Raw genomic sequence first — 20,661 nt, 5'->3', positions numbered from 1 at the left:
GGCAATGCTGAACAAGTCCCTCGCGCGCCACACAGGAACTTATTCAGCGTTGCCTGAGGCCGCGTTGGGTCGTGTTTCGCGCGGGATCGGCCGCGGGCGGCCTTGGGCGTCGATGGCGACGTAGGTGAGGGCGGCTTCGGTCACTTTGATGTACTGGCCTTGCGTGTCGTAGCGCTCGGCATAGACCTGGACATCGATCGTGATCGAGGTGTTGCCGATGCGCATGACACCACCGACGAACGAGAGGATGTCGCCGACCCGGACCGGCTGCTTGAAGACAAACTGGTTGACGGCCACGGTCGCCATGCGGCCGCGCACGTAGCGGGCGGCGAGGATGGAGCCGGCAATGTCGACCTGCGCCATCACCCAGCCGCCGAAGATGTCGCCGTTGGCGTTGCAGTCCTTGGGCATGGGGACGACTTTGAGGACGAGTTCCTTGTCGGCCGGCAGGTCGACCTTGGGCGCGTCGACCGCGCGGGTGTTGGCAGGGATCGGCCCCAGTGCGGGCGGGTGCGATTCAGGGGGTAGGGAGCTCATGGGCACAATCTGGGTTCAATGGCTTCGAATTGTCTCTGATCCCCCCATGCGGCGTTTTGATGTTTCCCCCGTGCCTGACGCGCAGCAGCGCCGTGCCTCCGACTGGCGCACGCTGCGCCGGCTCTTTCCTTACCTGTGGCAATACCGGGGGCGCGTCGTCGGTGCGCTGCTGTTCATGCTGCTGGCCAAGCTGGCCAACGTCGGGGTGCCGGTTTTGCTCAAGCAACTCGTCGATGCGATGACGCCGCAGCCCGATGCGGCGCGTGCGGCCCTGGTCGTGCCCTTGGGCCTGATCCTGGCCTATGGACTGCTGCGGCTGTCGACCACGATCTTCAACGAGCTGCGCGAGCTGGTGTTTTCCAAGGCCACGTTTGGCGCCGCGCGGGCGATCGCGCTGCAGACCTTCGAGCATCTGCATGCGCTGTCGCTGCGCTTTCACCTCGAGCGCCAGACCGGTGGCATGACGCGGGACATCGAGCGCGGGGTGCGCGCGATCGAGTCATTGGTTTCGTTCGCGCTCTTCAACATCGCGGCGACGCTGCTCGAGGTGTCGCTGGTGCTGATGGTGCTGGGCACGCGCTTCGATTCGGCCTTTGTCTGGATCACGCTATCGGCGCTCGTGGCCTATGTCGCCTACACGGTGGGCGTGACCGAGTGGCGAACGAAATTTCGGCGGCAGGCCAACGAGTTCGATTCGGCCGCGCACACGCGTGCGGTGGATTCACTGCTCAACTACGAGACGGTCAAGTACTTCAACAACGAGGCGTTCGAGGCGCAACGCTACGACGAAAGCCTGCAGCGCCTGCGTCGCGCCAAGCTCAAGGCGCAAACCTCGCTGTCGCTGCTCAATGCCGGGCAGCAACTCATCATCGCAGCGGGCCTCGTGGCCATGCTCTGGCGCGCCACCGAGGGCGTTGCCAGTGGGCGGCTGACGCTCGGCGACCTCGTGATGGTCAATGCGTTCATGATTCAGCTCTACATCCCGCTGAATTTTCTCGGCGTGATTTATCGGGAGATCAAGCAGAGCCTCACGGACCTCGACCGGCTGTTTGCGCTCATCGACCGGGAACGCGAGGTCGCCGATGCCCCCGGCGCGGTGCCGCTCGTCTTGTCGGGGCCGCCGACGGTGCGTTTCGAGCATGTGCGCTTCGGCTATGACCCCGAACGGGTCGTGTTGTTCGATGTGGACTTCGAAATCCCGGCCGGCCGGACGGTGGCCGTGGTGGGGCCGTCGGGCTCGGGGAAATCGACGCTTGCACGGCTGCTCTACCGCTTTTATGACGTGCAAGGCGGCGCCATCCGCATCGACGGATGCGACATCCGCCAGGTGACGCAAGCCAGCCTGCGACAGGCCATCGGGATCGTGCCGCAGGACACGGTTCTGTTCAATGACACGATCGCCTACAACATCGCCTACGGCCGCCCGGGTGCCAGCCAGGCCGAGGTGGAAGCGGCCGCGCGCGCGGCGCACATCCACGACTTCATCGTTTCACTGCCCCGCGGCTACGAGACCATCGTCGGTGAGCGTGGCCTCAAGCTCTCCGGCGGCGAAAAGCAGCGCGTGGCCATTGCGCGCACGCTGCTCAAGAACCCGCCGATCTTGATCTTCGACGAGGCGACGAGCGCGCTCGATTCGGCCAATGAGCGCGCGATCCAGGCTGAACTCGCGGCCACCGCGCGCGGCAAAACGACGCTGGTCATCGCGCACCGGCTTTCGACCGTGGTCGATGCGCATGAAATCCTGGTGATGCAGCGTGGGCGCATCGTCGAACGCGGTGACCACGCGAGCCTGCTGCGCCAGGGCGGCCATTACGCCCACATGTGGGCGCTGCAGCAAAGCGGCGGCGCTGTCAAAAATGAGAGCAACGAAGCACCGATTGACACCGGGTATACGCCGCAGTCATCGGAAATCTCGACCTGAGGCGTGCGGCGCAACGGCGGCCTTGGGCAACGCTGAACAAGTCCCTCGCGCGTCGCGCACCCCGGCTGCGGGCGGTCTCATCGAAAGCAAATCCTCGCCATAGCTGCGGCTATTGCCTCGGTTTGCGCCTCGCATCCCATCCCGCGGCCGAGCGCGCGCCATCGCAGGAACTTATTCAGCGTTGCCCTTGCTCACTCCTCCCAGGGCAGCATCAGCGCGAGGGTGGCGAGCTTGTCGAATTCGGGGCGGAAGGAGTCGATGATGGCTTGAGGCTCCGGGCACAGGCGGGCATCGCCGATGACGCCGAATTGCACGCCACCGCCGTAGCTGAGAATGGAAATCCCCAGGCCGATGTCGCCCGATTGCGGAACCCAGAACATCGTCTGTTCGAGCGTTGCGCCGCAAAACTTCAGTTTTTCGCGCGGTCCGGGCACGTTGGTCATCACCGCGGTGGTTTTGCGCGCAAAGAGGTTGAGCATCGCATCCTGCGCGGGCTTGAGCAGCAGGCCGGCCACGGCGAGCAAGCCAAAGGCCAGCAGCGGTTGTGTGCTGCCTTTGAGTTCGCGCATGCGCCGGCGTACTTCATAGAGCCGTTCCACCGGGTTCTCGATCCCGATGGGCAGCAGCAGGGGAACGAGCCCAAAGCGGTTGCCGAGCTTCCAGGCTTCTTCGAGGGGACGCAGATTGACCGGGATCATCGCGCGGATTTCCTTGCCCTGCACCTCTTCGCCGCGGCTTTGCAGGTAGGTCCCGATGGCGCCCGATACAGCCGTGAGCAGCACGTCGTTGATCGAGGCGTGGAAGGCTTTTCCGACCGCTTTGACCTCATCGAGCGGCAGGGGATCGGTCCAGGCGACCCGCTTGGTGCGCGAGGCCTTGCCCTTGAGGCTGGTTTTGGCGTCGTCGGGCATCAGCGCCAGAGCGGCGGCGTCGTTGAGCACCTGCACCCCCATGCGCGCAGCGTCGGCCGCCACATCGAGTGTGCCGCTGACGCCCCGCGCCGGGTCGCGCAGCAGATGCAGCGATGCCGCGGCACCGTCGCCGGCGGCGTCGAGCGCGCGCACCGCAAAGTCGGTGAGCGGCCGCAGCAGCGTGTGGGCGAGCCATTCCTCGAGCGCGGGCGGGGCCTCATGGGCCGCTGCCTTGGGCTTTTTCGGCGGCTGGCGTGCACCGTCGACGAGGCTCATCGTCACATGGATGAGCGCAATGCCGTCGGCGATGCAGTGGTGGATGCGCACGACCAGCGCCGTGGCCTCGCGGCCATGCTCGTCCCGGTAGTTTTCGATGACGTGCATCTTCCACAGCGGCCGACGGCGGTCGAGTGGGGTGGTGGCGAGCTTCGAAATGAAGGCCTGCAGTGCCTTTTGCTCCTGGCCCCGTCGAACCTGGGGCAAGCGTTCGCGCACCACATGGTTGTGGATGTCGAGGTCGGGCACGTCGACCCAGGTCGCGCCGGTGGCGTCTTCGACCACGCGTTGGCGAAAGCGCGGGTATTGCAGCAGACGCTCGGCGATGCGTGCACAGATGGCCTCATAGTCCAGGCGGGGCACCAGCGTCCAGACGCCGAGGATCACCATCAGGTTGTGCGGGTTGTCCATGCGCAGCCAGGCCGTATCGACGCGGCTCATGCGTTCGCCCGACAGACCCAACATGCCGCCCGCCGTGCGTGAGACTTCGCGTGCCGCAGCTCGGGCGACGTGCACCGCTGCATCGGCGGCTTCGCTCGCGAGTTGCTGCGCGGCCGGTAGGACGGCCTCGATCGCCTCGAGCAAACCCTCGGGCGCCGCCAACGGGGATGGGACAGCAGGGTCCGGGGCAAGCGCCTCGGGCGCACGGCTGCGGGCGCGGCGCGGGCGTGACGTGCCGGTGCGGCGGGCTCCCTCAGGCGTTGCGTGTTTTGTTTTGGTGACCATCGTGCGGCTCCGGGGTGGGGGCTAAGGCGTTGCCCTAAGTCGTCGGCTCTATTTTCGGCTGACTGGGGCGCATACCATACGCGAAGTTTCCCCATGATTCACCCCGGAGTTTGAACATGTCAGCCGATCTCAAAGCCCGCTTCGAAGCCGCCGTTGCCCAATCCAAGAACCTCAGCGAGCGCCCCGACAACGCGACGCTGCTCAAGATCTACGCGCTCTACAAGCAGGCGACCGTCGGCGACAACGAGGAGAAGAAGCCCGGCTTTGGCGACATGGTCGGCCGCGCCAAGTGGGATGCCTGGGCCAAGCTCAAGGGCACCTCGGCCGAGGACGCGATGCAGCAGTACATCGATCTGATCGAGTCACTGAGCTGAGAGGCTGAGAGGGAATGGGTCATGCCCGCTTTGACGCCCCAAAACACGCCCGAGGGCGATGCGAATGCGCGCCGTAGCCCGAGCTACGGCTGTGCTTTGCGCCTACTCGGGCGCGTTTTGGGGCGCCCCTTCGGGCACGCCCAATTCCCTCTCAGCCTCTGATCGCACCCGCAGCCCCGTACGGGGAACACGCTCAGGCGATGACACCACGCGCGCGCAGCTCCGCGATCTGCTCGTCCGACAAACCCAGCTCGCGCAGCACCGCGTCGGTGTCCGCCCCGAGCGCGGGCGCATTGCGCCGGTGCGCGCCTGGGGTGCGGGAGAGCTTGGGCACGATGCCCGGCACCTCGAGTGCGCTGCCGTCGGCCAGGGTGATGCGCTCGATCATGCCGCGCGAGCGGTAATGCGGGTCGGCCGCGATGTCGGCCACCGTGTAGATGCGCCCGGCCGGAACCTCGGCGGCGTCGAGCGCGGCCAGCACCTCGGCCACGCTGCGCTCGAGTGTCCAGGCGCCGATGGCGGCGTCGATTTCGGCCACGCGCGCCACGCGGCCCGCGTTGTCGGCCAGCGCCGGGTCTGAACCCAGGTCGTCGCGGCCGATCGCGTGCATCAGCCGGCGAAAGATGCTGTCGCCATTGCCAGCGACGAGCACATAGCCGTCGCGGCAGCGGTAGGCGTTGCTCGGCGCGATGCCGGGCAGCGCGCTGCCCGCAGGCTCGCGCACGACGCCAAATGCGCTGTATTCGGGCAGCAGGCTCTCCATGCAGTTGAACACCGCCTCGTACAGCGCCACGTCGATGACCTGGCCGCGGCCCGAGCGCTCGCGCTCATACAGCGCCATCAGCACGCCGATGACGCCGTGCAGCGACGCCAGTGTGTCGCCGATGGATACACCCACGCGCACCGGCACCTGACCCGGCTCGGCGGTGAGGTGGCGCAGCCCCCCCATGGCCTCGGCCACCACGCCAAAGCCTGGCTTGTCGCGGTAGGGGCCGCTCTGGCCGTAGCCGCTGATGCGCAGCATCACGAGCCGCGGGTTCAGCGCCAAGAGCGCATCCGGCCCCAGCCCCCAGCCCTCCATCGCGCCGGGGCGGAAGTTTTCGATCAGCACGTCGGCTTCGCGGGCGAGTGCGCGCACCACGTCCTGCGCTTCGGGCTGCCGCAGGTCGAGCGCCAGCGAGCGCTTGTTGCGCGACTGCACCTGCCACCAGACCGAGGTGCCGTCCTTGAGCAAGCGCCAGCGCCGCAGCGGGTCGCCCGCGCCGGGGGGTTCGATCTTCACCACATCGGCGCCGAAGTCGGCCAGTGTCTTGGCCGCGAACGGGCCGGCGATGAGCTGCCCGAGTTCGAGCACCTTGAGGCCTGCGAGCGGGCCGAGCGGCGCGTCCAGCGTCGCTGACGGGTGCGTTGCGGGGGTGGGTGAGGTTTCGGACATGGCGATTCGACGGGGACTCGGCGGCGAGGCCCAGTGAACGAAGATCAAACGGCTTTCTTGCCGGCGCCCATCTTCTTGGCGGCGGTGTCCGCGTGCGGACCGGCAGCGGCTTTGCGCGCCGCCGGCGGATGGGCCAGCAGTTCGTCGAGGTTCTTCACGATCTCGGCCTCGATGCGGTCTTTGAACGCTCCGAGCAGAAAGCCGAGCTTGGCCTCGAGTTCGAAGGCATGCGGCAACACTTTGAGCGTGCCGCTAGCACCGGTGCGCTGGAAGTGCACCGTGTCCTCGTCGTCGCCTTCTTCATAGGTGCAGGCCATGCCGAAATCACGCTCGGCCTCCTCGGCCCAGCGCAGGGCGAGCTTGCGCGCCGCGGCATGGCCGAGGTGGTGTTCGCGGTGGATGTGGATGGTGGACATGGGTCTAGCGTTCCTTCGCAGTGGCGGCCAAGGCCTCGAGGGCAGCGTGCCGCTCACCGGGCGGCAGCGCGGCGAGGCGGCGCACCGCATCATAAAAGGAGCGCCACTGCGCGGGGGTGACGCCGCCACCCGCGCGCGCCAGCAGCGCCTCGAAGCCGGGCCGCAGCGCGTCATACGCCCCCAAAGCGCCAAAGCTCGCGTTATTCGCCTTCGCCACCCAGGCGTCGTAGCCGTTCCAGCGCGCATCGGGCTCGGGCCAGCCGCGTTTGAGCGCTTCGTAGTCGGCGCGAAAACGCGCCATGACTTCCATTTTGATAGCAATCATCGACCGATTCACGCCGGCATCTGGCCGATTTTGTTCATAAACAGCCGCCAGGGCCTGCCGTGTCGCGCGGGTGAGCGCGGCAAACGCCTCGCGCTGGCGCAGGGTCCGTGCCCAGCTCGCGCGCGTGACCTCGTTGCCGTGCCGATCGAGCCACAGCGCCACGCCCGCGCGCTCGACCGCGCTGGCGAAGGACTCGTTGAATTCCGTGTCGCCTTCGACATAAAGCACCTGGTGCGCGAGCTCGTGGAACATCAGCCGCGCCAGGTCGCCCTCGTGTCCGAGCGCGAAGGTCGACAACAAGGGGTCGCCGCCGATCCAGTTGAGCCGACCGAGCGTCGAATACGCGGGCACGCCATAGACGTCGACCTCCCAGCCTTCGCGCGCCAGCAGGGCAGCCTCGGCGCGGGCGTCGGCTTCGGCAAAGTAACCCCGGTAGCCTACGCAGCCCGCCACCGGAAAGCACCAGGTTTTGAGCGTGAGCGCATCCGCCGGCGCGGCGACCACGTTCCACACGGCGTACGGTCGGCGCAGATCGGCATAGCGGTGGTAGGAGGCGTTGTCCGGCAGCGCGAGTGCGTCGACCGCGAAGGCGCGCATCGCCTGCGCCAGTCGCAGCCGGTCACGCAAGGCCTCCCTGCTGGCGGGGTCGCTGAGCCAGTCGTCGATCGGCCGCGCCTCGGCGAGCAGGCCCAGGTGCCCACGCACCGCCTGCGCGTAGTAGCCCAGCCCGTCGAGGCTGCTGCAGCCCGCCAGCACCGGTAGAAACGCCAGCAGCAGGAGCGCCCTCTGCCCGCGGCGGCGCGCCGCGCGGGCGCTCGCACCGCCGTGGCCCAAACTCAGGCGCATCCCTCGGCGGCGCTACGCTGGGCGCCAGGGGCGAAGCGCTCGACTTCGACCAGACAGTCGTAAAACGTCGGGCCGCGGCCGAGGTCGGTCAAGCGCTGGCTTGTGAGTTCGTTCACGTTCGTGCCGTCGCGCCCGAACTTGCGCCACCAGACGCCCAGGCCGTTGACCACGCCCGCGCGCGCCCGTGGGCTGATGCGCGCGATGCAGCGGTGGCTGCCGCGGTCGTTGTACACGCGCACCTCGTCGCCGTCGGCAATGCCGCGCGCGGCCGCGTCGGTGGCGTGGATTTCGAGCAGCGGTTCACCCTCGCTCGCACGCAGGCTCTCGACGTTGACGAAGCTGGAGTTGAGAAAGTGGCGCGCCGGTGGCGAGATCATCGCCAGCGGATGACGCGGGTCGCTCCCTGACGCCTCGTGGTTCGGCAGATGGTCGGGCAGGCCATCGAGCCCTTGCGCGGCAAGCCGCTCGCTCCAGAACTCGCAGCGCCCCGAGGGCGTCGGGAAATTCCCCTCGGCAAACGGCGCTTCGGGCAGCTCCAGCGGCGCAAAGCCCTGCGCCAGCAGCCGCTCGAAGTCCACGCGCGCGCCCACGGCCGTGCGGCACAGCGTCAGGTCGTCGTCGGCGAAGCAGGCCTCGGTGTAGCCCATGCGCGTGGCGAGCGCGCGGAAGATCTCGGTGTTGGGCCGCGCCTGGCCGAGCGGCGCAATCGCTGGGCGGTTGAGCAGCACGTCGGTGTGACCGTAGCTGGTGTGGATGTCCCAGTGCTCGAGCTGCGTGGTGGCGGGCAGGATGAAGTCGGCATGGTCCGCCGTGTCGGTGCGGAAGTGTTCGAGCACCACGGTGAACAGGTCCTCGCGCGCAAATCCCTGCACCACCTTGGCCGATTCGGGCGCCACCGCCACTGGGTTGCTGTTGTAGACGACGAGCGCTTCGATCTTCGGCCCAAAGCCGCTCGAGGCTACGCGCAGCAAATCGTCGCCGATGGTCGACATATTGATCGTGCGCGGCCGCCGCGTGCCCAGCAGATCCGGCCGATGCAGCGCGGCGCGGTCGATCGGAAACGCGCCCGAGCTCGACAACAGCAGCCCACCCGCGCGGTGCCGCCAGGCGCCGGTCAGCGCCGGCAGGCAGGCGATGGCCCGCACCGCGTTGCCGCCGCCGCGCACCCGCTGCATGCCGTAGTTGAGGCGAATGGCCGCCGGTTGCGTCGTGCCCCAGGCCTGCGCGAGCGCGCGAATCTGTGCCACCGGCAGCCCGCAGACCTCGGCCGCGCGCTCGGGCGGCCATTGCAGCGCCCGCGCCGCGAGCGCCTCGAAGCCGAGGGTGTGGCGCTCGATGTAGTCCCGATCGATCCAATCGTGGGTGATCAGCTCGTGCATCAGTGCGAGCGCCAGCGCGGCGTCCGTGCCCGGCAGCAGTTGCAGGTGCTCGTGGCATTTCTCGGCCGTCTCGGTACGCCGCGGGTCGATGCACACCAGGCGCGCGCCGCGGCGCTTGGCCTCCTGCGCATGCCGCCAGAAGTGCAGGTTGCTGGTGATCGAGTTGCTGCCCCAGATCAGGATGAGTCGGGATTCGGCGAAGAACTCCACCCGCATGCCCAGCTTGGCGCCGATCGTGTAGAGCAGCGCTTCGCCCCCGGCGGCCGAGCAGATGGTGCGGTCGAGCAGCGACGCGCCCATTCGATGAAAGAAGCGCGCCGCCATCGCCTCCCCTTGCACCAAACCCATGGTGCCCGCGTAGCTGTAGGGCAGCACCGCCTCGGGGTTGCGCGCGGCAATCGCCCCCAGGCGCGCGGCGATGGTGTCGAGCGCTTCGTCCCAAGACACCGGCGTGAACTGGCCGCTGCCTTTGGGGCCGCTGCGCTTGAGCGGCTGCAGCACGCGATCCGGGTGATAGGTGCGCTCAGGGTAGCGGGCGACCTTGGTGCACAGCACGCCGGCCGTGGCCGGATGCTCGGGATTGCCCTGCACGCGCACGGCGACGCCGTTTTCGACGGTCGTGAGGAGGGCGCAAGTGTCGGGGCAGTCGTGCGGGCAGGCGCCGCGCACGGTGTGGCCGACGGACGGAGATGCGGTGACGGAATTCATCGGTTCTGGCTCTGGAGGGAAAAACCCCGATCCCCAGTGGGGATGATCGGACGTAGATTGAACCACGAAGCGGGGGGCGGGGGCACGGTCCGGGCAAGCCCCGTGGCAGAGCTCGAACGATCGGGCTAGACTGTCCGGACCATGAAGCTGATCGACACCCTACTCGCCGACGCGGCGGCCATCGCCGAAATCCGCCGGGACCTGCACGCGCACCCCGAGCTGTGCTTCGAAGAGGCTCGAACCTCCGACATCGTCGCCGCGCGCCTCACGGAATGGGGCATCCCCATCCACCGCGGGCTCGGCAAAACAGGGGTCGTCGGCATCGTCCACGGCCGGGATGGTGGCGCCTGCGGTCGCGCCGTCGGCCTGCGCGCGGATATGGACGCGCTGCCGATCCAAGAGCACAACCACTTCGCGCACGCCAGCCGCCATGCGGGCAAGATGCACGCCTGCGGCCACGACGGCCATGTGGCGATGCTGCTCGCCGCGGCGCGGCATTGGTCGCGCCAGCGGGACTTCGACGGCACGGTCTACCTGATCTTCCAGCCCGCGGAAGAGGGCGGCGGCGGCGCCCGCGAAATGATCCGCGACGGCCTGTTCGAACGCTTCCCCATGGAAGCGGTGTTCGGCATGCACAACTGGCCGGGCTTCCCGGTGGGCAGCTTCGCCGTCAGCCCAGGACCGGTGATGGCTTCGAGCAATGAGTTCAAGATCACGCTGCGCGGCAAGGGCTGTCACGCGGCGCTGCCGCATCTGGGGCTCGACCCGGTGCCGGTCGCCTGCCAGATGGTGCAGGCCTTCCAAACCATCATCAGCCGCAACAAGAAACCCATCGACGCCGCGGTGCTGAGCGTGACCATGATCCATGCCGGCGAGGCGACCAACGTCGTGCCTGAGTCCTGCGAATTGCAAGGCACCGTGCGCACCTTCAGCGTCGACGTGCTCGACCTCATCGAGCGCCGGATGCGCGAGATTGCCGAGCACACGGCGGCCGCGTTCGGGATGAGTTGCGACTTCGAATTCGTGCGCAACTACCCGCCCACCGTCAATTCCGCGGCAGAAGCGGAATTTGCCCGCGCCGTGATGGCCGACATCGTCGGTGCCGAAGCCGTTCTCGACCAGGAACCGACGATGGGGGCCGAGGATTTCGCCTACATGCTCCAGGTCAAGCCCGGCGCCTATTGCTTCATCGGAAACGGCGAAGGCAGCCACCGCGAAGCCGGCCACGGTGCCGGTCCCTGCACCCTGCACAACCCCAGTTACGACTTCAACGACGAACTGATCCCGCTCGGCGCGACCTATTGGGTTCAGCTGGCCGAACGCTGGCTCGCGCAGGTCCGATGATCGACCTTACCCAGGCCTTTTCCACCAGCTACGGCGGCGCGCGTCGGCGCTTTCTCGAGGCGGCCGCCGCTGCCGGGCTGCACTTGGCATCTTTCGCTCACCCCTTGCGCGGCATCGAGGGTGAGGATCTGGCGCTCGACGTCGCCTATGCACCGGCCGTCAGCGACCCCGGCGCGGCCGCCGAGCGCCCCGAGCGCCTGCTGATCGTCAGCAGTGCCTGCCACGGCATCGAGGGTTACTGTGGTTCGGGCGTGCAGGTGTTTGCCCTGCACGATGCAGCCTGGCTCGAGGCCGCGCAGGCTGCGGGCGTCTCGGTTCTGTTCCTGCACGCGCTCAACCCCTATGGCTTTTCCTTCGGTCGCCGGGTGACGCATGAAAACGTCGACCTGAACCGCAACTTTCAGGATTTCGCCCAGCCATTGCCCGACAACCCCGAATACCGTTCCTTGCACCCCTGGCTGCTGCCCGAACACTGGCCACCCGATGCCGCCCACGAGGCCGGCCTGCAGCAATGGATACGCACCCACGGTGGCGCGGCTTACCAGGCCGCGGTGACACGGGGTCAATATGAATTCCCCGACGGACTGTTTTTCGGGGGTCATGCGCCCACCTGGAGCCATGTCACCCTGCGCAGCGTGCTGCGACGTTGGGGGCGCGGGGCACAGCGCCTGGCCTGGATCGACCTGCACACCGGCCTGGGTCCCCAGGGCATCGGGGAGCGGATTTTTGCGGGCCGCAACGATCCAAGCGCCATCGCGCGCGCCCGTCGGTGGTGGGGACCGGCGGTGACCTCCATCTACGACGGTTCGTCGTCTTCGGCCTTGCTGACCGGCTTGATGTGGAACGCCGCTTACGAAGAGTGCCCTCAGGCCGAATACACCGGCATCGCCCTCGAGTACGGCACCGAGCCGATCGAGGAGGTGACCGAGGCCTTGCGCGCCGAGCAGTGGCTGCACCAGCACCCCGAGGCGGACGCGACCACCGCGGTGGCCATCCGCCGGCGCATGCGCGCAGCCTTCTACACCGAAACACCCGAGTGGAAGGCTCAGGTCGTGAGCCAGGCGCGTCAGGCGCTGTTCCAGGCGCTCGACGGCCTCGCGCACGAGCAACGCTGAACCGGCCCCTTGCGCACGGGGGACATCGCCAGGGGTTGGTTCAGGGTAAGTCGCGGTTCTCGGGCGGCTCCAACCCAGCGGGGCGTGGCCCGACGAGGCCGAGCCGGCGGCGCAGCGATTGCGGCTCGCCGGTGATGAGCGCGGCGTAACTCGTGGTGTTGGCGAGCACCTTTTTCACATAGTCCCGGGTTTCGTTGAACGGAATGTTCTCGGCCCAGATCGCGGCTTCGAGCACGGGGCCGTTGCGCCAGGCGCGCGGACGTCCCGGCCCGGCGTTGTAGGCGGCTGTGGCCAGCGGCATCGAGCCGTCGAAGGCGTCGAGCAAAAGCTTCAGATAGGCCGTGCCGATGGCGATGTTGGTGTCGCGGTCGTTGAGCCGATCCACCGTGAAGCCGTTGAGCCCGATCTTCTTGGCTGTCCAGCGCGCGGTCGCGGGCATGACCTGCATCAGCCCCGAGGCGCCCACGCCCGAGCGTGCGTCGGTGATGAAGCGGCTTTCCTGCCGGATCAGGCCGTAGACAAACGCGGGGTCGAGGCCAATCGCCTGGCTGCGCTGGAGCACCGCGTCGCGGTGTGGCATGGGAAAGCGCTGTTCGAAGTCGATCAGCTCGCGCGTGCGCTCGCTGGTGTTGATGCAGCGGTCCCAGACGGATCGCTCGCAGGCCAGATCGGCCGCTGCCAGCAGCGCGCGGTCGCTCATGCCGCCGTTCTGATGCAGGTTCGTGGTGTAGTTCCATTCACGCACGCCCTCGCTGCGCAGCCCGAGGGCGATGGCCGCCAGCGCCCGCTGCAAGCCGGGCTCGGCGCGGGCCTGTGCCTTTTCTTCGGCGGTCAGCGGCGCGGGTTTGGGGGGAACCACCAGGCGCTGCCCCAAGTCTTCGAGTGCGAGCATTTCATAGAAGCCCCGGGGCGACGCGATCGAGGTCAGCGCCTGCTGCGCGCGGCGCCACTCGGCATGGTGCCGGCGCACGGCGTAGATCTCCGCGGGGGCTTTGCGGGTGGGGGCGCTCGCTGCGGCTCGGGCATCCTCGGCGGCAAAGCGCGCACGCTCGTCGGGTGGAATTTCCGCCAGCAGCGCGCGTGCGAGCCAATACGTCCAGACCGGCTCCGCCTGCGCCGCGGGGCTCATGGCCTCGATGGCGCGACGCACGGCCGGCCATTGACCTTGGCGCAGGGCGGCGCGGGCCGCAAAGCCGAGCGTGTCGTCGTTGAGGTCGGCGAGGCGGCTGACACGCGCGAAATGCTCGCTGGCTTCGTCCTGCAGCCGCAGCGCGGCCTGACGACCGATGGCTCCCCAGGCCCAGTTTTGTTCTTCGAGCGTCAACACCCCGAGCCAACCCGCTTCGAGTTTGCGCGCCGCAAGCGCCGGGTCGTTCGTGGCCAGGCGGATCAGCGCCAGGAGAGCCAGCTCGCGCCGCTTGCGGCCCACGGTCCATCGGTGCTTGTCGAGGTAACGCGCCGGCTCGGCCATGAGGTCGCTGACTTGGCTCGCGACTTCTGGGGCGGCGATTTCGATCGCGGCGCGTGCGGCCCTCGGACGGTTGGCCTCGATCGCCAGGCGCGCCTTGCGCCAGATGTCCAGCGGCTTGAGTCGTCCCGCGGCGTAGAGCCGGTCGGCAGCCAGGGTGCAGCCATCGTCCGCATCCCGTTGGGCATACCACAGGCGGCGCACCTCGTCGGCAACATCGGCGCCGGTGCGCAGATGGTCCACGACGAGGGCGTAACAGCGCACCTCGCGGTCGTCCTTCATGCGGTAATGCGGCAGTTCGGCGGCGAAGGCGTCCCAGTCGCGGCGCTGGCCGAGCAGCAGCAGCCAGTCGTTGCGCAGCCGGTCTTCCTGGTAGGTGCCGGCATAGCGTTCGAAAAAGGCCTGCACCTCCTGCGGCGTGGCCGTCTCAAGCCGCGCTTTGAGTTCCCAATACGCCGCCCAGGGCTCGAGCACATGGCCCCGCGCCTGGGGCAACAAGGCGCTCAGCCGATGGCTGTCCCCCTTACGAAACGCCTGCTGCATTTGCAGCAAGACCTCGTCGCCGTTGGGCGTTTGAGCCTGGGCGGGCAGCGGAAGCTGGAGCAGCGCGCCGAGCAGCAGCCACATCGCCCAAAGAGTGCAGCGCCAGCGGGCGGCGGGGGGTGTGGAAGCAGGAGACTGGGACAATGTCAGAATGTTCGGCCAACGCATGCGGAGCATTATGGACAGTTTGAAGCGCGATCTCGCCGCCGAGAAAAAAGCCCTGCGGCAACGGCTCATCGCCGAGCGTCAGGCCCTGCCCGACCGGCTCGAACGTGCCGAGGCCTTGCAGCGGGTGCTGCGTATCTGGCTCGTCGACCGGCCCGATACGGTCATCGGCGCGTACTGGCCGATCAAGGGCGAGTTCGACCCCCTGCCGGCGCTGCACCGCTGGAAGGAAGACGGCGAGCTGCTCGATGAGCCGCAGCGGCGTCGCATCGGCTTGCCGGTCGTGAACAAGCAGCACAAGACGCTGACCTTCCACGCTTGGTACCCGGGTTGTCCGATGGAGGAAGACGCCTACGGCATTCCCAAGCCCAAGGACACGGAGGTGGTCGTGCCCACGCTGCTGTTCGTGCCCTGCGTGGGCTATGGGCCCGGTGGTTACCGGCTGGGCTACGGCGGCGGCTTTTATGACCGCACGCTCGCCACCTTGGAGCCCAAGCCGTTCACCGTCGGCCTCGGATTTGCGACCGGTTTCGTCGAAGACCTCGAACCCGAGCCGCACGACGTGCCGCTCGACGCCATCCTCAACGACCACGGCGTCGTCTGGCCGGTTTGAGCGGCCTCGCCCGTGGCTGAAGGGCGAGCAAATTCCCAGCCATGCCCGGCTTGTGACCGCCTCATGACAGCGCTTGATTTGCATCAATCGATCGGCCCAGGCAGCGGCGCACAGTGAAAGCTTTTGCACTGTCCAAGGAGGATCCCCATGGCCGAGAAGCCCGCATCGCCCACCGCCGCATCCGTTGACCGCCCCGCCGAACGCAGCCGCCGCGCCCGTGCGGTGAAGCCGGGCCGCGCCGCCGATGTGCCCCGTCCCACTTCGCGTGGCGACGTGTCGCCGGTCCACGGCCGTAGCCTCGAAGCTTATGTGGCCCGCGAAGCGACCGAAGCCGCGCAGGACAAGACCATCGAGGCGGTGAAATCTTTGCTCGAGCCCGGCGCCCCGGGCTCGCCCGACGAACGCGCGCAGGCCTTGCGCGCCATCCTCGAAGGCGCTGCACCCGACGATGCAACCGTGCTGCGCCGCATGCTGCTCGGACAGGACGGCAGCACGGCGAAGGGCCGCGGCAAGCTCGCCAAAGCCTTGGTCAACCCCGACGACGAACTCGCCCCGGATTGGCGGGAAGGGGGCTACCCGTACAAGAACCTGATGCGGCGCTCGACCTACGAGAAGGAGAAGTTCCGCCTGCAGGTCGAACTGCTCAAGCTCCAAGCCTGGGTCAAGGAGACGGGGCAGCGCGTGGTCATCCTCTTCGAAGGCCGTGACGCAGCCGGCAAGGGAGGCACCATCAAGCGCTTCATGGAGCACCTCAACCCCCGCGGCGCGCGCGTGGTGGCGCTGGAAAAGCCCAGCGAGATCGAACGTGGCCAGTGGTACTTCCAGCGCTATGTGCAGCACCTGCCCACAGCGGGTGAGATCGTGCTGTTCGACCGCAGTTGGTACAACCGCGCGGGCGTCGAGCGGGTGATGGGCTTTTGCACGCCCGAGGAATACAACGAGTTCATGCGCCAGACGCCCGAGTTCGAGCGCAACCTGGTGCGCAGCGGCACCCACCTCATCAAGTTCTGGTTCTCGGTCAGCCAGGCCGAGCAGCGCCGTCGCTTCAAGGAGCGGCAAAACCACCCGCTCAAGCAGTGGAAGCTCAGCCCCATCGACATGGCCAGCCTCGACAAATGGGACGACTACACCCGTGCCAAGGAAGCGATGTTTTTCGAGACCGACACCGCCGATGCGCCCTGGACGGTGGTCAAGAGCGACTGCAAGAAGCGCGCGCGCCTCAACGCCATGCGCTACGTGCTGCACAAGCTGCCGTATGCGAACAAGGACGTCGAGCGCATCGGCAAGCTCGACCCGCTGATCGTCGGCCGCGCGCATGTGGTCTACGAGCGGGGCGAGAAGCCCGGCGCGCTGATTTGAGCGGTCGCTGGGCCGCCACGCCGCGGTGCGCCTGGCGAACACGGCGAGCATTCGGGCGGGAACCATAATCGCGACCATGGCCCGACCCAAATCCGCGACCCATGAACTCAAACGCGACGAAATCCTCGATGCCGCGGCGCGCTGCTTCGCCGAGCGCAGTTACCCCGCGGCGAGCATGAACGACATTGCCGCCGCCTGCGGCACGAGCAAGGCGCGGCTCTACCACTACTACACGGCGAAAGACGCGCTGCTGTTCGACCTGCTCGACCGGTACACGCAGCGGCTGCTGTTGCTCGTGGCCCAGGTCGAGGCGGCGGCGCAGCGGCGGCGCTTGGACGACCGCGCGGCGCTGCACGAACTGATCCGAAGCTTCCTCGCCGAGTACGAACACTCGGCCACGCGGCATGTGGCGCTGCTCAACGACGTGAAGTTCCTCAGCGACGCGCCCGATGAGGCGCTGGGTGGCGTCTCGCCGCGCGAGCTCATCCTCAACCGGCAGCGCGACATCGTCGCCGCCGTCACGCGCGCGTTACGGCGGGCCTACCCGCAGGCACTCGACGAGCGCAACGAGGCGGCTCGCACCATGATGCTGTTCGGCATGATCAACTGGACTTTTACCTGGCTGCGGCCCGGTGGACCGATGAGCTACGCCGACTTCGCCGAGGAGGTGATTGCGTTGCTGGAGCGGGGGATGGCCTAGGCGTCGTGATTTACCGATGCGAAATGCTTTACGATTAGTGAAACCGTTTGGACGTATTCATCGCACCGGAGCCCCCATGACCACCAAAGCCTTCGCCAGCCAAGGCGACCTGCAAGACAAGAAGATCACCTTCGAACGCCTGAGCGAACATTGCTGGGCCTACACCGCCGAGGGCGACCCGAACTCAGGCGTCATCATCGGTGAGCGCGCTATTCTGGTCAGCGACGCCACTGCCACGCCGGCGATGGCGCGTGACCTGATCCGCCAGATTCGCACCGTCAGCGACAAGCCGATCCAATACCTGTTGCTGACGCACTACCACGCGGTGCGGGTGCTCGGTGCCAGCGCCTTTGCTGCTGAGGGCTGCCGCGACATCATCGCGAGCCAGGGCACTTATGAGCTCATCGTCGAGCGCGGCGCGCAAGACATGAAGAGCGAGATGGAGCGCTTTCCGCGTCTCTTTCGCGGCGCCGAGGAGATCCCTGGACTGACTTGGCCGACGCTCGTCATCGGCGGCGGCAACCCCATGCGCGGCGAGGTCCCGGGCCGCCTCAGCATCGACCTCGGCGGCGTGAAGGTGCAGATCTGGAATCCCGGCCCCGGCCACACCCGCGGCGACACCATCGCCTGGGTCGAGGAAGAAAAGGTGCTGTTCAGCGGCGACCTGGTCGAATACGAGGCCGGCGTCTACACCGGCGACGCGCAACTCGAAGAATGGCCCGCTACGCTCGATGCGCTGCGCGCGCTCGGCGCCGAAGCCCTGGTGCCTGGCCGTGGCGAAGCCATGAAAGGTCGCGCCAACGTCGAAAAAGCCCTCGACTACACCCGTCGATGGGTTACCACCCTGTACCAGGCCGGCAAAGAGGCTGTCGCCGCTGGCATGGATCTCAAGGCCGCCATGGCGCACGCCCGAAAAAAAATGGATCCGGTGTTCGGCCATGTGTTCATCTACGAACACTGCCTGCCCTTCGACGTCAGCCGCGCCTACGACGAAGCCAGCGGCATCAAGAACCCACGCATCTGGACCGCCGAGCGCGACAAAGAAATGTGGCAGGCTTTGCAGGGCTGAGGGGCCCAAACCGCCGTCGTGCCAACCGCCTGAGTTGCGCCCAGGCGGGCGCCGGTTGGGGGCGGCCGGGCCACCTGTCACGCTGAATTCACGCTCGCCTTGGGATCCCGCCTTGCATGCGTTCGCCGCGGGGATAATGAGGCGTCATCTGCCCTTTTTGCTTGCCCATGACTGCTTCTGCCCCGCACGGCGCCGCCGCTTCCACGCTCCCCCTCGACGTCGTCATCCTTGCTGCAGGCAAGGGCACACGGATGAAGAGTCGGATTCCCAAGGTGTTGCAAAAGCTCGCCGGGCGGCCCTTGCTGCATCATGTGCTGAGCACCGCGGCCCAGCTCGGGGCGCGTTCCGCGGTGGTCGTCACCGGGCATGGCGCTCCTGAAGTAGAAGCAAGCTGTGCCCGATTGACACCGGTGGAAGGGCCAATTGCCTTGAAATTCGTGCGCCAGGAGCCGCAGTTGGGCACCGGTCATGCCGTGCAGCAAGCGGTGCCGGCGCTGGGCGACGACGGGCGCGTGCTGGTGCTCTCGGGTGACGTGCCGCTCACCCGTGCCGAAACGCTGCTGGAGCTGATCGAGGCGGCCGGTCCGGATGGCGAGCAGCGCCTGGCGCTGCTGACGGTCGAGTTGCCCGACCCGACCGGCTATGGACGCATCGTGCGCTCGCCCGAGGGTGCGGTGCGCGCGATCGTCGAGGAAAAAGACGCCACGCCCGAGCAACGTGCCATCCACGAGGTGTATAGCGGCATCCTGGTTGCGCCGGCGCGCTGGCTCAAGGCGGCGCTGGCTCGACTCGCCAACGACAACGCGCAGCGCGAGTACTACCTGACGGACGTGGTGAAGTTCGCCGTGGCCGACGGTTTGCCGGTGGTGACGCACCGCTGCGGCGACGCGCTCGAAGTCGCGGGCGTCAACAGCCCCGCCCAGCTTGCCGAGCTCGAGCGCGCCTATCAGCGCCGGGCAGCCGAGGCGCTGATGGCTCAAGGCGTGCGCCTGGCGGATCCGGCTCGCTTCGATGTGCGGGGCCGCTTGGCGTGCGGCTCGGACGTCGACATCGACGTCGGCTGCATCTTCGAGGGCGAGGTGGTTCTGGGTGACGGCGTGCAGATCGGCGCGTACTGCGTGATTGCGAACGCCCGCATCGAGTCGGGTGCGGTCATCGCCCCGTTCACGCACATCGACGGCGAGCGCCTCGGCGTGCAGGTCGGCCCGGGTGCCCGTGTGGGCCCGTTTGCGCGGCTGCGCCCCGGGGCGGTGCTGGGGCGGGAGGTGCACATCGGTAATTTCGTCGAGGTCAAGAACTCCACCCTGGCCGACGGCGCCAAGGCCAATCATCTCGCCTATCTGGGCGATGCCAGCGTGGGCGAGCGGGTCAATTACGGCGCGGGGACGATCACCGCGAACTACGATGGCGCCAACAAGCATCGAACCGTCATCGAGGCGGATGTGCACATCGGCAGCAACTCCGTGCTGGTGGCGCCGGTCGTGATCGGCGCGGGCGGCACGGTCGGCGCGGGCTCGGTCGTGACGAAAGACACGCCCGCCGGTGCGCTCACCGTGGCGCGGGGGCGTCAGGTCAGCATCCCGAACTGGCAGCGGCCGCAGAAGAAGTCCTGAAACGGTTTTCGGTTCGCTGCGCGCGGGGGGCGTTCAGCGGTGGCCGAAGCCCATAGGCTACTCTCGCGCCGCGCGCCAAGCCGCTTCGGCTTCGTCGGGCTCCAACAGCAGCACCGTCATGCCCATGATGGATGATTCAGGCTCCGTCGCCGCGGGCTGGCTCTGATGGCGTGGCGCGAACGCAGCCGCGTCGAGCGGTGCGTCTGCGCCCGGGTGCAAGGCGGCGACGGCGAGTTTGAGCCGAAAGTCCGCCGCCTCGGGCCATTGCTCGGGCGTGCCCTTGAGCCGCACGAGCCGGATGCCGGCGGACTTGAGCGCGCGGTTCTTGATTCGATCGCTTTCTTCCTGGTCCGAGCCGCGCGACTCAGCCAGATCGAACGCAAAAATGGCCTTGCCGTTGGCGGCGCAAACCGCGAAATCCACGCTCATGCCCGCAAGGGCAGCGCGGCCTGCGGCGCGTTGTTCGGGCGAACGCGGTGTGACCAGCCGCTCCAGCGGCGCGTGCACCAAGACGACGCATTCAGGGAACGCGGCGAGCAGATGCTGCACGATTTGAGCCTCTGCGGGTCGCACGGCCACGGCCGGCGCGTAGGGATAGGCTTTGCGCCGCGCACGCTTGGATCTCCCCCGCAAGAGCACGAGCGCCAGCGCCAGTATGGCGGTGCCGGCAGCAGCAAGTGCCATCCAGTTGGGGTCGAGGTTCATGGGCAGACTTTCACGCGCGCTGCGGGGCCACGCGAACCGGGGAAAAGAGGCAGGACATACCTCCACACAGGGTTTTCATTGTGACGCTTTCGTTCTGACCTGGGAACCGTCGC

At 67.7% G+C, this 20,661-nt stretch carries 17 protein-coding genes; 9 read left to right on the top strand and 8 right to left on the bottom strand.

The genetic code is table 11. The features are described 5' to 3' along the window. Window positions 1–39 precede the first annotated feature (39 nt). A complete protein-coding gene (locus EDC62_RS04015; RefSeq protein ID WP_124220667.1) occupies window positions 40–537 on the bottom strand; it encodes an acyl-CoA thioesterase in 498 nt (165 codons plus the stop codon). A gap of 46 nt (window positions 538–583) precedes the next feature. On the opposite strand from EDC62_RS04015, the gene EDC62_RS04010 reads away from it, so the two are divergent. Beyond that, the gene (locus EDC62_RS04010) at window positions 584–2,458 is read left to right on the top strand and encodes an ABCB family ABC transporter ATP-binding protein/permease (protein ID WP_124220665.1); all 1,875 of its coding nucleotides are present in this window, start codon (window positions 584–586) and stop codon (window positions 2,456–2,458) included. A 191-nt stretch (window positions 2,459–2,649) separates the two neighbouring features. Here the strand turns inward: EDC62_RS04010 and EDC62_RS04005 are convergent, their stop codons facing one another. Continuing rightward, window positions 2,650–4,086 carry a wax ester/triacylglycerol synthase family O-acyltransferase gene (locus EDC62_RS04005; protein WP_425469947.1) on the bottom strand — a complete coding sequence of 479 codons (1,437 nt, stop codon included), beginning with the start codon at window positions 4,084–4,086 and terminating at the stop codon, window positions 2,650–2,652. 401 nt (window positions 4,087–4,487) lie between these two features. Between EDC62_RS04005 and EDC62_RS04000 the strand changes: the two genes are divergently transcribed. Beyond that, on the top strand, window positions 4,488–4,745 hold the full coding sequence (locus EDC62_RS04000) for an acyl-CoA-binding protein (protein WP_124220663.1): 258 nt from the start codon (window positions 4,488–4,490) through the stop codon (window positions 4,743–4,745). 193 nt (window positions 4,746–4,938) lie between these two features. On the opposite strand, the gene EDC62_RS03995 is transcribed toward EDC62_RS04000, so the two are convergent. The 4 genes from EDC62_RS03995 to EDC62_RS03980 are packed head-to-tail and all read right to left on the bottom strand — an operon-like array spanning window position 4,939 to window position 9,854. Next, window positions 4,939–6,180, bottom strand: a complete 1,242-nt coding sequence (locus EDC62_RS03995; protein WP_124220661.1) for a CaiB/BaiF CoA transferase family protein — start codon at window positions 6,178–6,180, stop codon at window positions 4,939–4,941. Between the two features lie 44 nt (window positions 6,181–6,224). After that, complete coding sequence (locus tag EDC62_RS03990) at window positions 6,225–6,596, bottom strand: polyhydroxyalkanoic acid system family protein (RefSeq protein WP_124220659.1); 372 nt, start codon at window positions 6,594–6,596, stop codon at window positions 6,225–6,227. Between the two features lie 4 nt (window positions 6,597–6,600). Then, window positions 6,601–7,767: an aminopeptidase gene (locus EDC62_RS03985; RefSeq protein WP_124220657.1), complete on the bottom strand. Its 1,167-nt coding sequence runs from the start codon at window positions 7,765–7,767 to the stop codon at window positions 6,601–6,603. Then, window positions 7,758–9,854, bottom strand: a complete 2,097-nt coding sequence (locus tag EDC62_RS03980; RefSeq protein ID WP_124220655.1) for a molybdopterin-containing oxidoreductase family protein — start codon at window positions 9,852–9,854, stop codon at window positions 7,758–7,760. Before EDC62_RS03980 ends, EDC62_RS03985 begins: the two co-directional genes overlap by 10 nt. Window positions 9,855–9,995: 141 nt before the next feature. Between EDC62_RS03980 and EDC62_RS03975 the strand changes: the two genes are divergently transcribed. Both EDC62_RS03975 and EDC62_RS03970 read left to right on the top strand, forming a co-directional pair. Beyond that, window positions 9,996–11,198, top strand: a complete 1,203-nt coding sequence (locus EDC62_RS03975; protein WP_124220653.1) for a M20 aminoacylase family protein — start codon at window positions 9,996–9,998, stop codon at window positions 11,196–11,198. Further along, complete coding sequence (locus EDC62_RS03970; RefSeq protein WP_124220650.1) at window positions 11,195–12,313, top strand: M14 family metallopeptidase; 1,119 nt, start codon at window positions 11,195–11,197, stop codon at window positions 12,311–12,313. Before EDC62_RS03975 ends, EDC62_RS03970 begins: the two co-directional genes overlap by 4 nt. 40 nt (window positions 12,314–12,353) lie before the next feature. Here the strand turns inward: EDC62_RS03970 and EDC62_RS03965 are convergent, their stop codons facing one another. Beyond that, the gene (locus EDC62_RS03965; protein WP_425469946.1) at window positions 12,354–14,408 is read right to left on the bottom strand and encodes a lytic transglycosylase domain-containing protein; all 2,055 of its coding nucleotides are present in this window, start codon (window positions 14,406–14,408) and stop codon (window positions 12,354–12,356) included. A gap of 94 nt (window positions 14,409–14,502) precedes the next feature. On the opposite strand from EDC62_RS03965, the gene EDC62_RS03960 reads away from it, so the two are divergent. From EDC62_RS03960 to glmU, 5 genes are all read left to right on the top strand, one after another. After that, the gene (locus EDC62_RS03960; protein WP_124220646.1) at window positions 14,503–15,102 is read left to right on the top strand and encodes a 5-formyltetrahydrofolate cyclo-ligase; all 600 of its coding nucleotides are present in this window, start codon (window positions 14,503–14,505) and stop codon (window positions 15,100–15,102) included. Between the two features lie 147 nt (window positions 15,103–15,249). Beyond that, a complete protein-coding gene (gene ppk2 / locus EDC62_RS03955) occupies window positions 15,250–16,461 on the top strand; it encodes a polyphosphate kinase 2 (RefSeq protein ID WP_124220644.1) in 1,212 nt (403 codons plus the stop codon). A 76-nt stretch (window positions 16,462–16,537) separates the two neighbouring features. After that, window positions 16,538–17,161 (top strand): TetR/AcrR family transcriptional regulator, encoded by a 624-nt coding sequence (locus EDC62_RS03950; protein ID WP_124220642.1) that lies wholly within the window; start codon window positions 16,538–16,540, stop codon window positions 17,159–17,161. Window positions 17,162–17,237: 76 nt separating this feature from the next. Continuing rightward, window positions 17,238–18,230 (top strand): MBL fold metallo-hydrolase, encoded by a 993-nt coding sequence (locus EDC62_RS03945; protein ID WP_124220640.1) that lies wholly within the window; start codon window positions 17,238–17,240, stop codon window positions 18,228–18,230. A 167-nt stretch (window positions 18,231–18,397) separates the two neighbouring features. Next, a complete protein-coding gene (gene glmU / locus EDC62_RS03940) occupies window positions 18,398–19,843 on the top strand; it encodes a bifunctional UDP-N-acetylglucosamine diphosphorylase/glucosamine-1-phosphate N-acetyltransferase GlmU (RefSeq protein WP_124220638.1) in 1,446 nt (481 codons plus the stop codon). Between the two features lie 57 nt (window positions 19,844–19,900). Here the strand turns inward: glmU and EDC62_RS03935 are convergent, their stop codons facing one another. Then, a complete protein-coding gene (locus EDC62_RS03935; protein ID WP_124220635.1) occupies window positions 19,901–20,548 on the bottom strand; it encodes a DUF2726 domain-containing protein in 648 nt (215 codons plus the stop codon). Window positions 20,549–20,661 lie beyond the last annotated feature (113 nt).

The sequence above is a fragment of the Tibeticola sediminis genome (assembly GCF_003843835.1).
Taxonomy (GTDB): Bacteria; Pseudomonadota; Gammaproteobacteria; order Burkholderiales; family Burkholderiaceae_C; genus Tibeticola; species Tibeticola sediminis.
The sequence above is the reverse complement of the archived record's forward strand: the minus strand, read 5'-3'. Positions and strand labels throughout refer to the sequence as shown.

What these genes read in the sequence shown, in the direction of transcription:
- EDC62_RS04015 (WP_124220667.1), bottom strand. Translation starts at nt 537, where the DNA reads ATGAGCTCCCTACCCCCTGAATCGCACCCGCCCGCACTGGGGCCGATC.
- EDC62_RS04010 (WP_124220665.1), top strand. Translation starts at nt 584, where the DNA reads ATGCGGCGTTTTGATGTTTCCCCCGTGCCTGACGCGCAGCAGCGCCGT.
- EDC62_RS04005 (WP_425469947.1), bottom strand. Translation starts at nt 4,086, where the DNA reads ATGAGCCGCGTCGATACGGCCTGGCTGCGCATGGACAACCCGCACAAC.
- EDC62_RS04000 (WP_124220663.1), top strand. Translation starts at nt 4,488, where the DNA reads ATGTCAGCCGATCTCAAAGCCCGCTTCGAAGCCGCCGTTGCCCAATCC.
- EDC62_RS03995 (WP_124220661.1), bottom strand. Translation starts at nt 6,180, where the DNA reads ATGTCCGAAACCTCACCCACCCCCGCAACGCACCCGTCAGCGACGCTG.
- EDC62_RS03990 (WP_124220659.1), bottom strand. Translation starts at nt 6,596, where the DNA reads ATGTCCACCATCCACATCCACCGCGAACACCACCTCGGCCATGCCGCG.
- EDC62_RS03985 (WP_124220657.1), bottom strand. Translation starts at nt 7,767, where the DNA reads ATGCGCCTGAGTTTGGGCCACGGCGGTGCGAGCGCCCGCGCGGCGCGC.
- EDC62_RS03980 (WP_124220655.1), bottom strand. Translation starts at nt 9,854, where the DNA reads ATGAATTCCGTCACCGCATCTCCGTCCGTCGGCCACACCGTGCGCGGC.
- EDC62_RS03975 (WP_124220653.1), top strand. Translation starts at nt 9,996, where the DNA reads ATGAAGCTGATCGACACCCTACTCGCCGACGCGGCGGCCATCGCCGAA.
- EDC62_RS03970 (WP_124220650.1), top strand. Translation starts at nt 11,195, where the DNA reads ATGATCGACCTTACCCAGGCCTTTTCCACCAGCTACGGCGGCGCGCGT.
- EDC62_RS03965 (WP_425469946.1), bottom strand. Translation starts at nt 14,408, where the DNA reads ATGTGGCTGCTGCTCGGCGCGCTGCTCCAGCTTCCGCTGCCCGCCCAG.
- EDC62_RS03960 (WP_124220646.1), top strand. Translation starts at nt 14,503, where the DNA reads ATGGACAGTTTGAAGCGCGATCTCGCCGCCGAGAAAAAAGCCCTGCGG.
- ppk2 (WP_124220644.1), top strand. Translation starts at nt 15,250, where the DNA reads ATGGCCGAGAAGCCCGCATCGCCCACCGCCGCATCCGTTGACCGCCCC.
- EDC62_RS03950 (WP_124220642.1), top strand. Translation starts at nt 16,538, where the DNA reads ATGGCCCGACCCAAATCCGCGACCCATGAACTCAAACGCGACGAAATC.
- EDC62_RS03945 (WP_124220640.1), top strand. Translation starts at nt 17,238, where the DNA reads ATGACCACCAAAGCCTTCGCCAGCCAAGGCGACCTGCAAGACAAGAAG.
- glmU (WP_124220638.1), top strand. Translation starts at nt 18,398, where the DNA reads ATGACTGCTTCTGCCCCGCACGGCGCCGCCGCTTCCACGCTCCCCCTC.
- EDC62_RS03935 (WP_124220635.1), bottom strand. Translation starts at nt 20,548, where the DNA reads ATGAACCTCGACCCCAACTGGATGGCACTTGCTGCTGCCGGCACCGCC.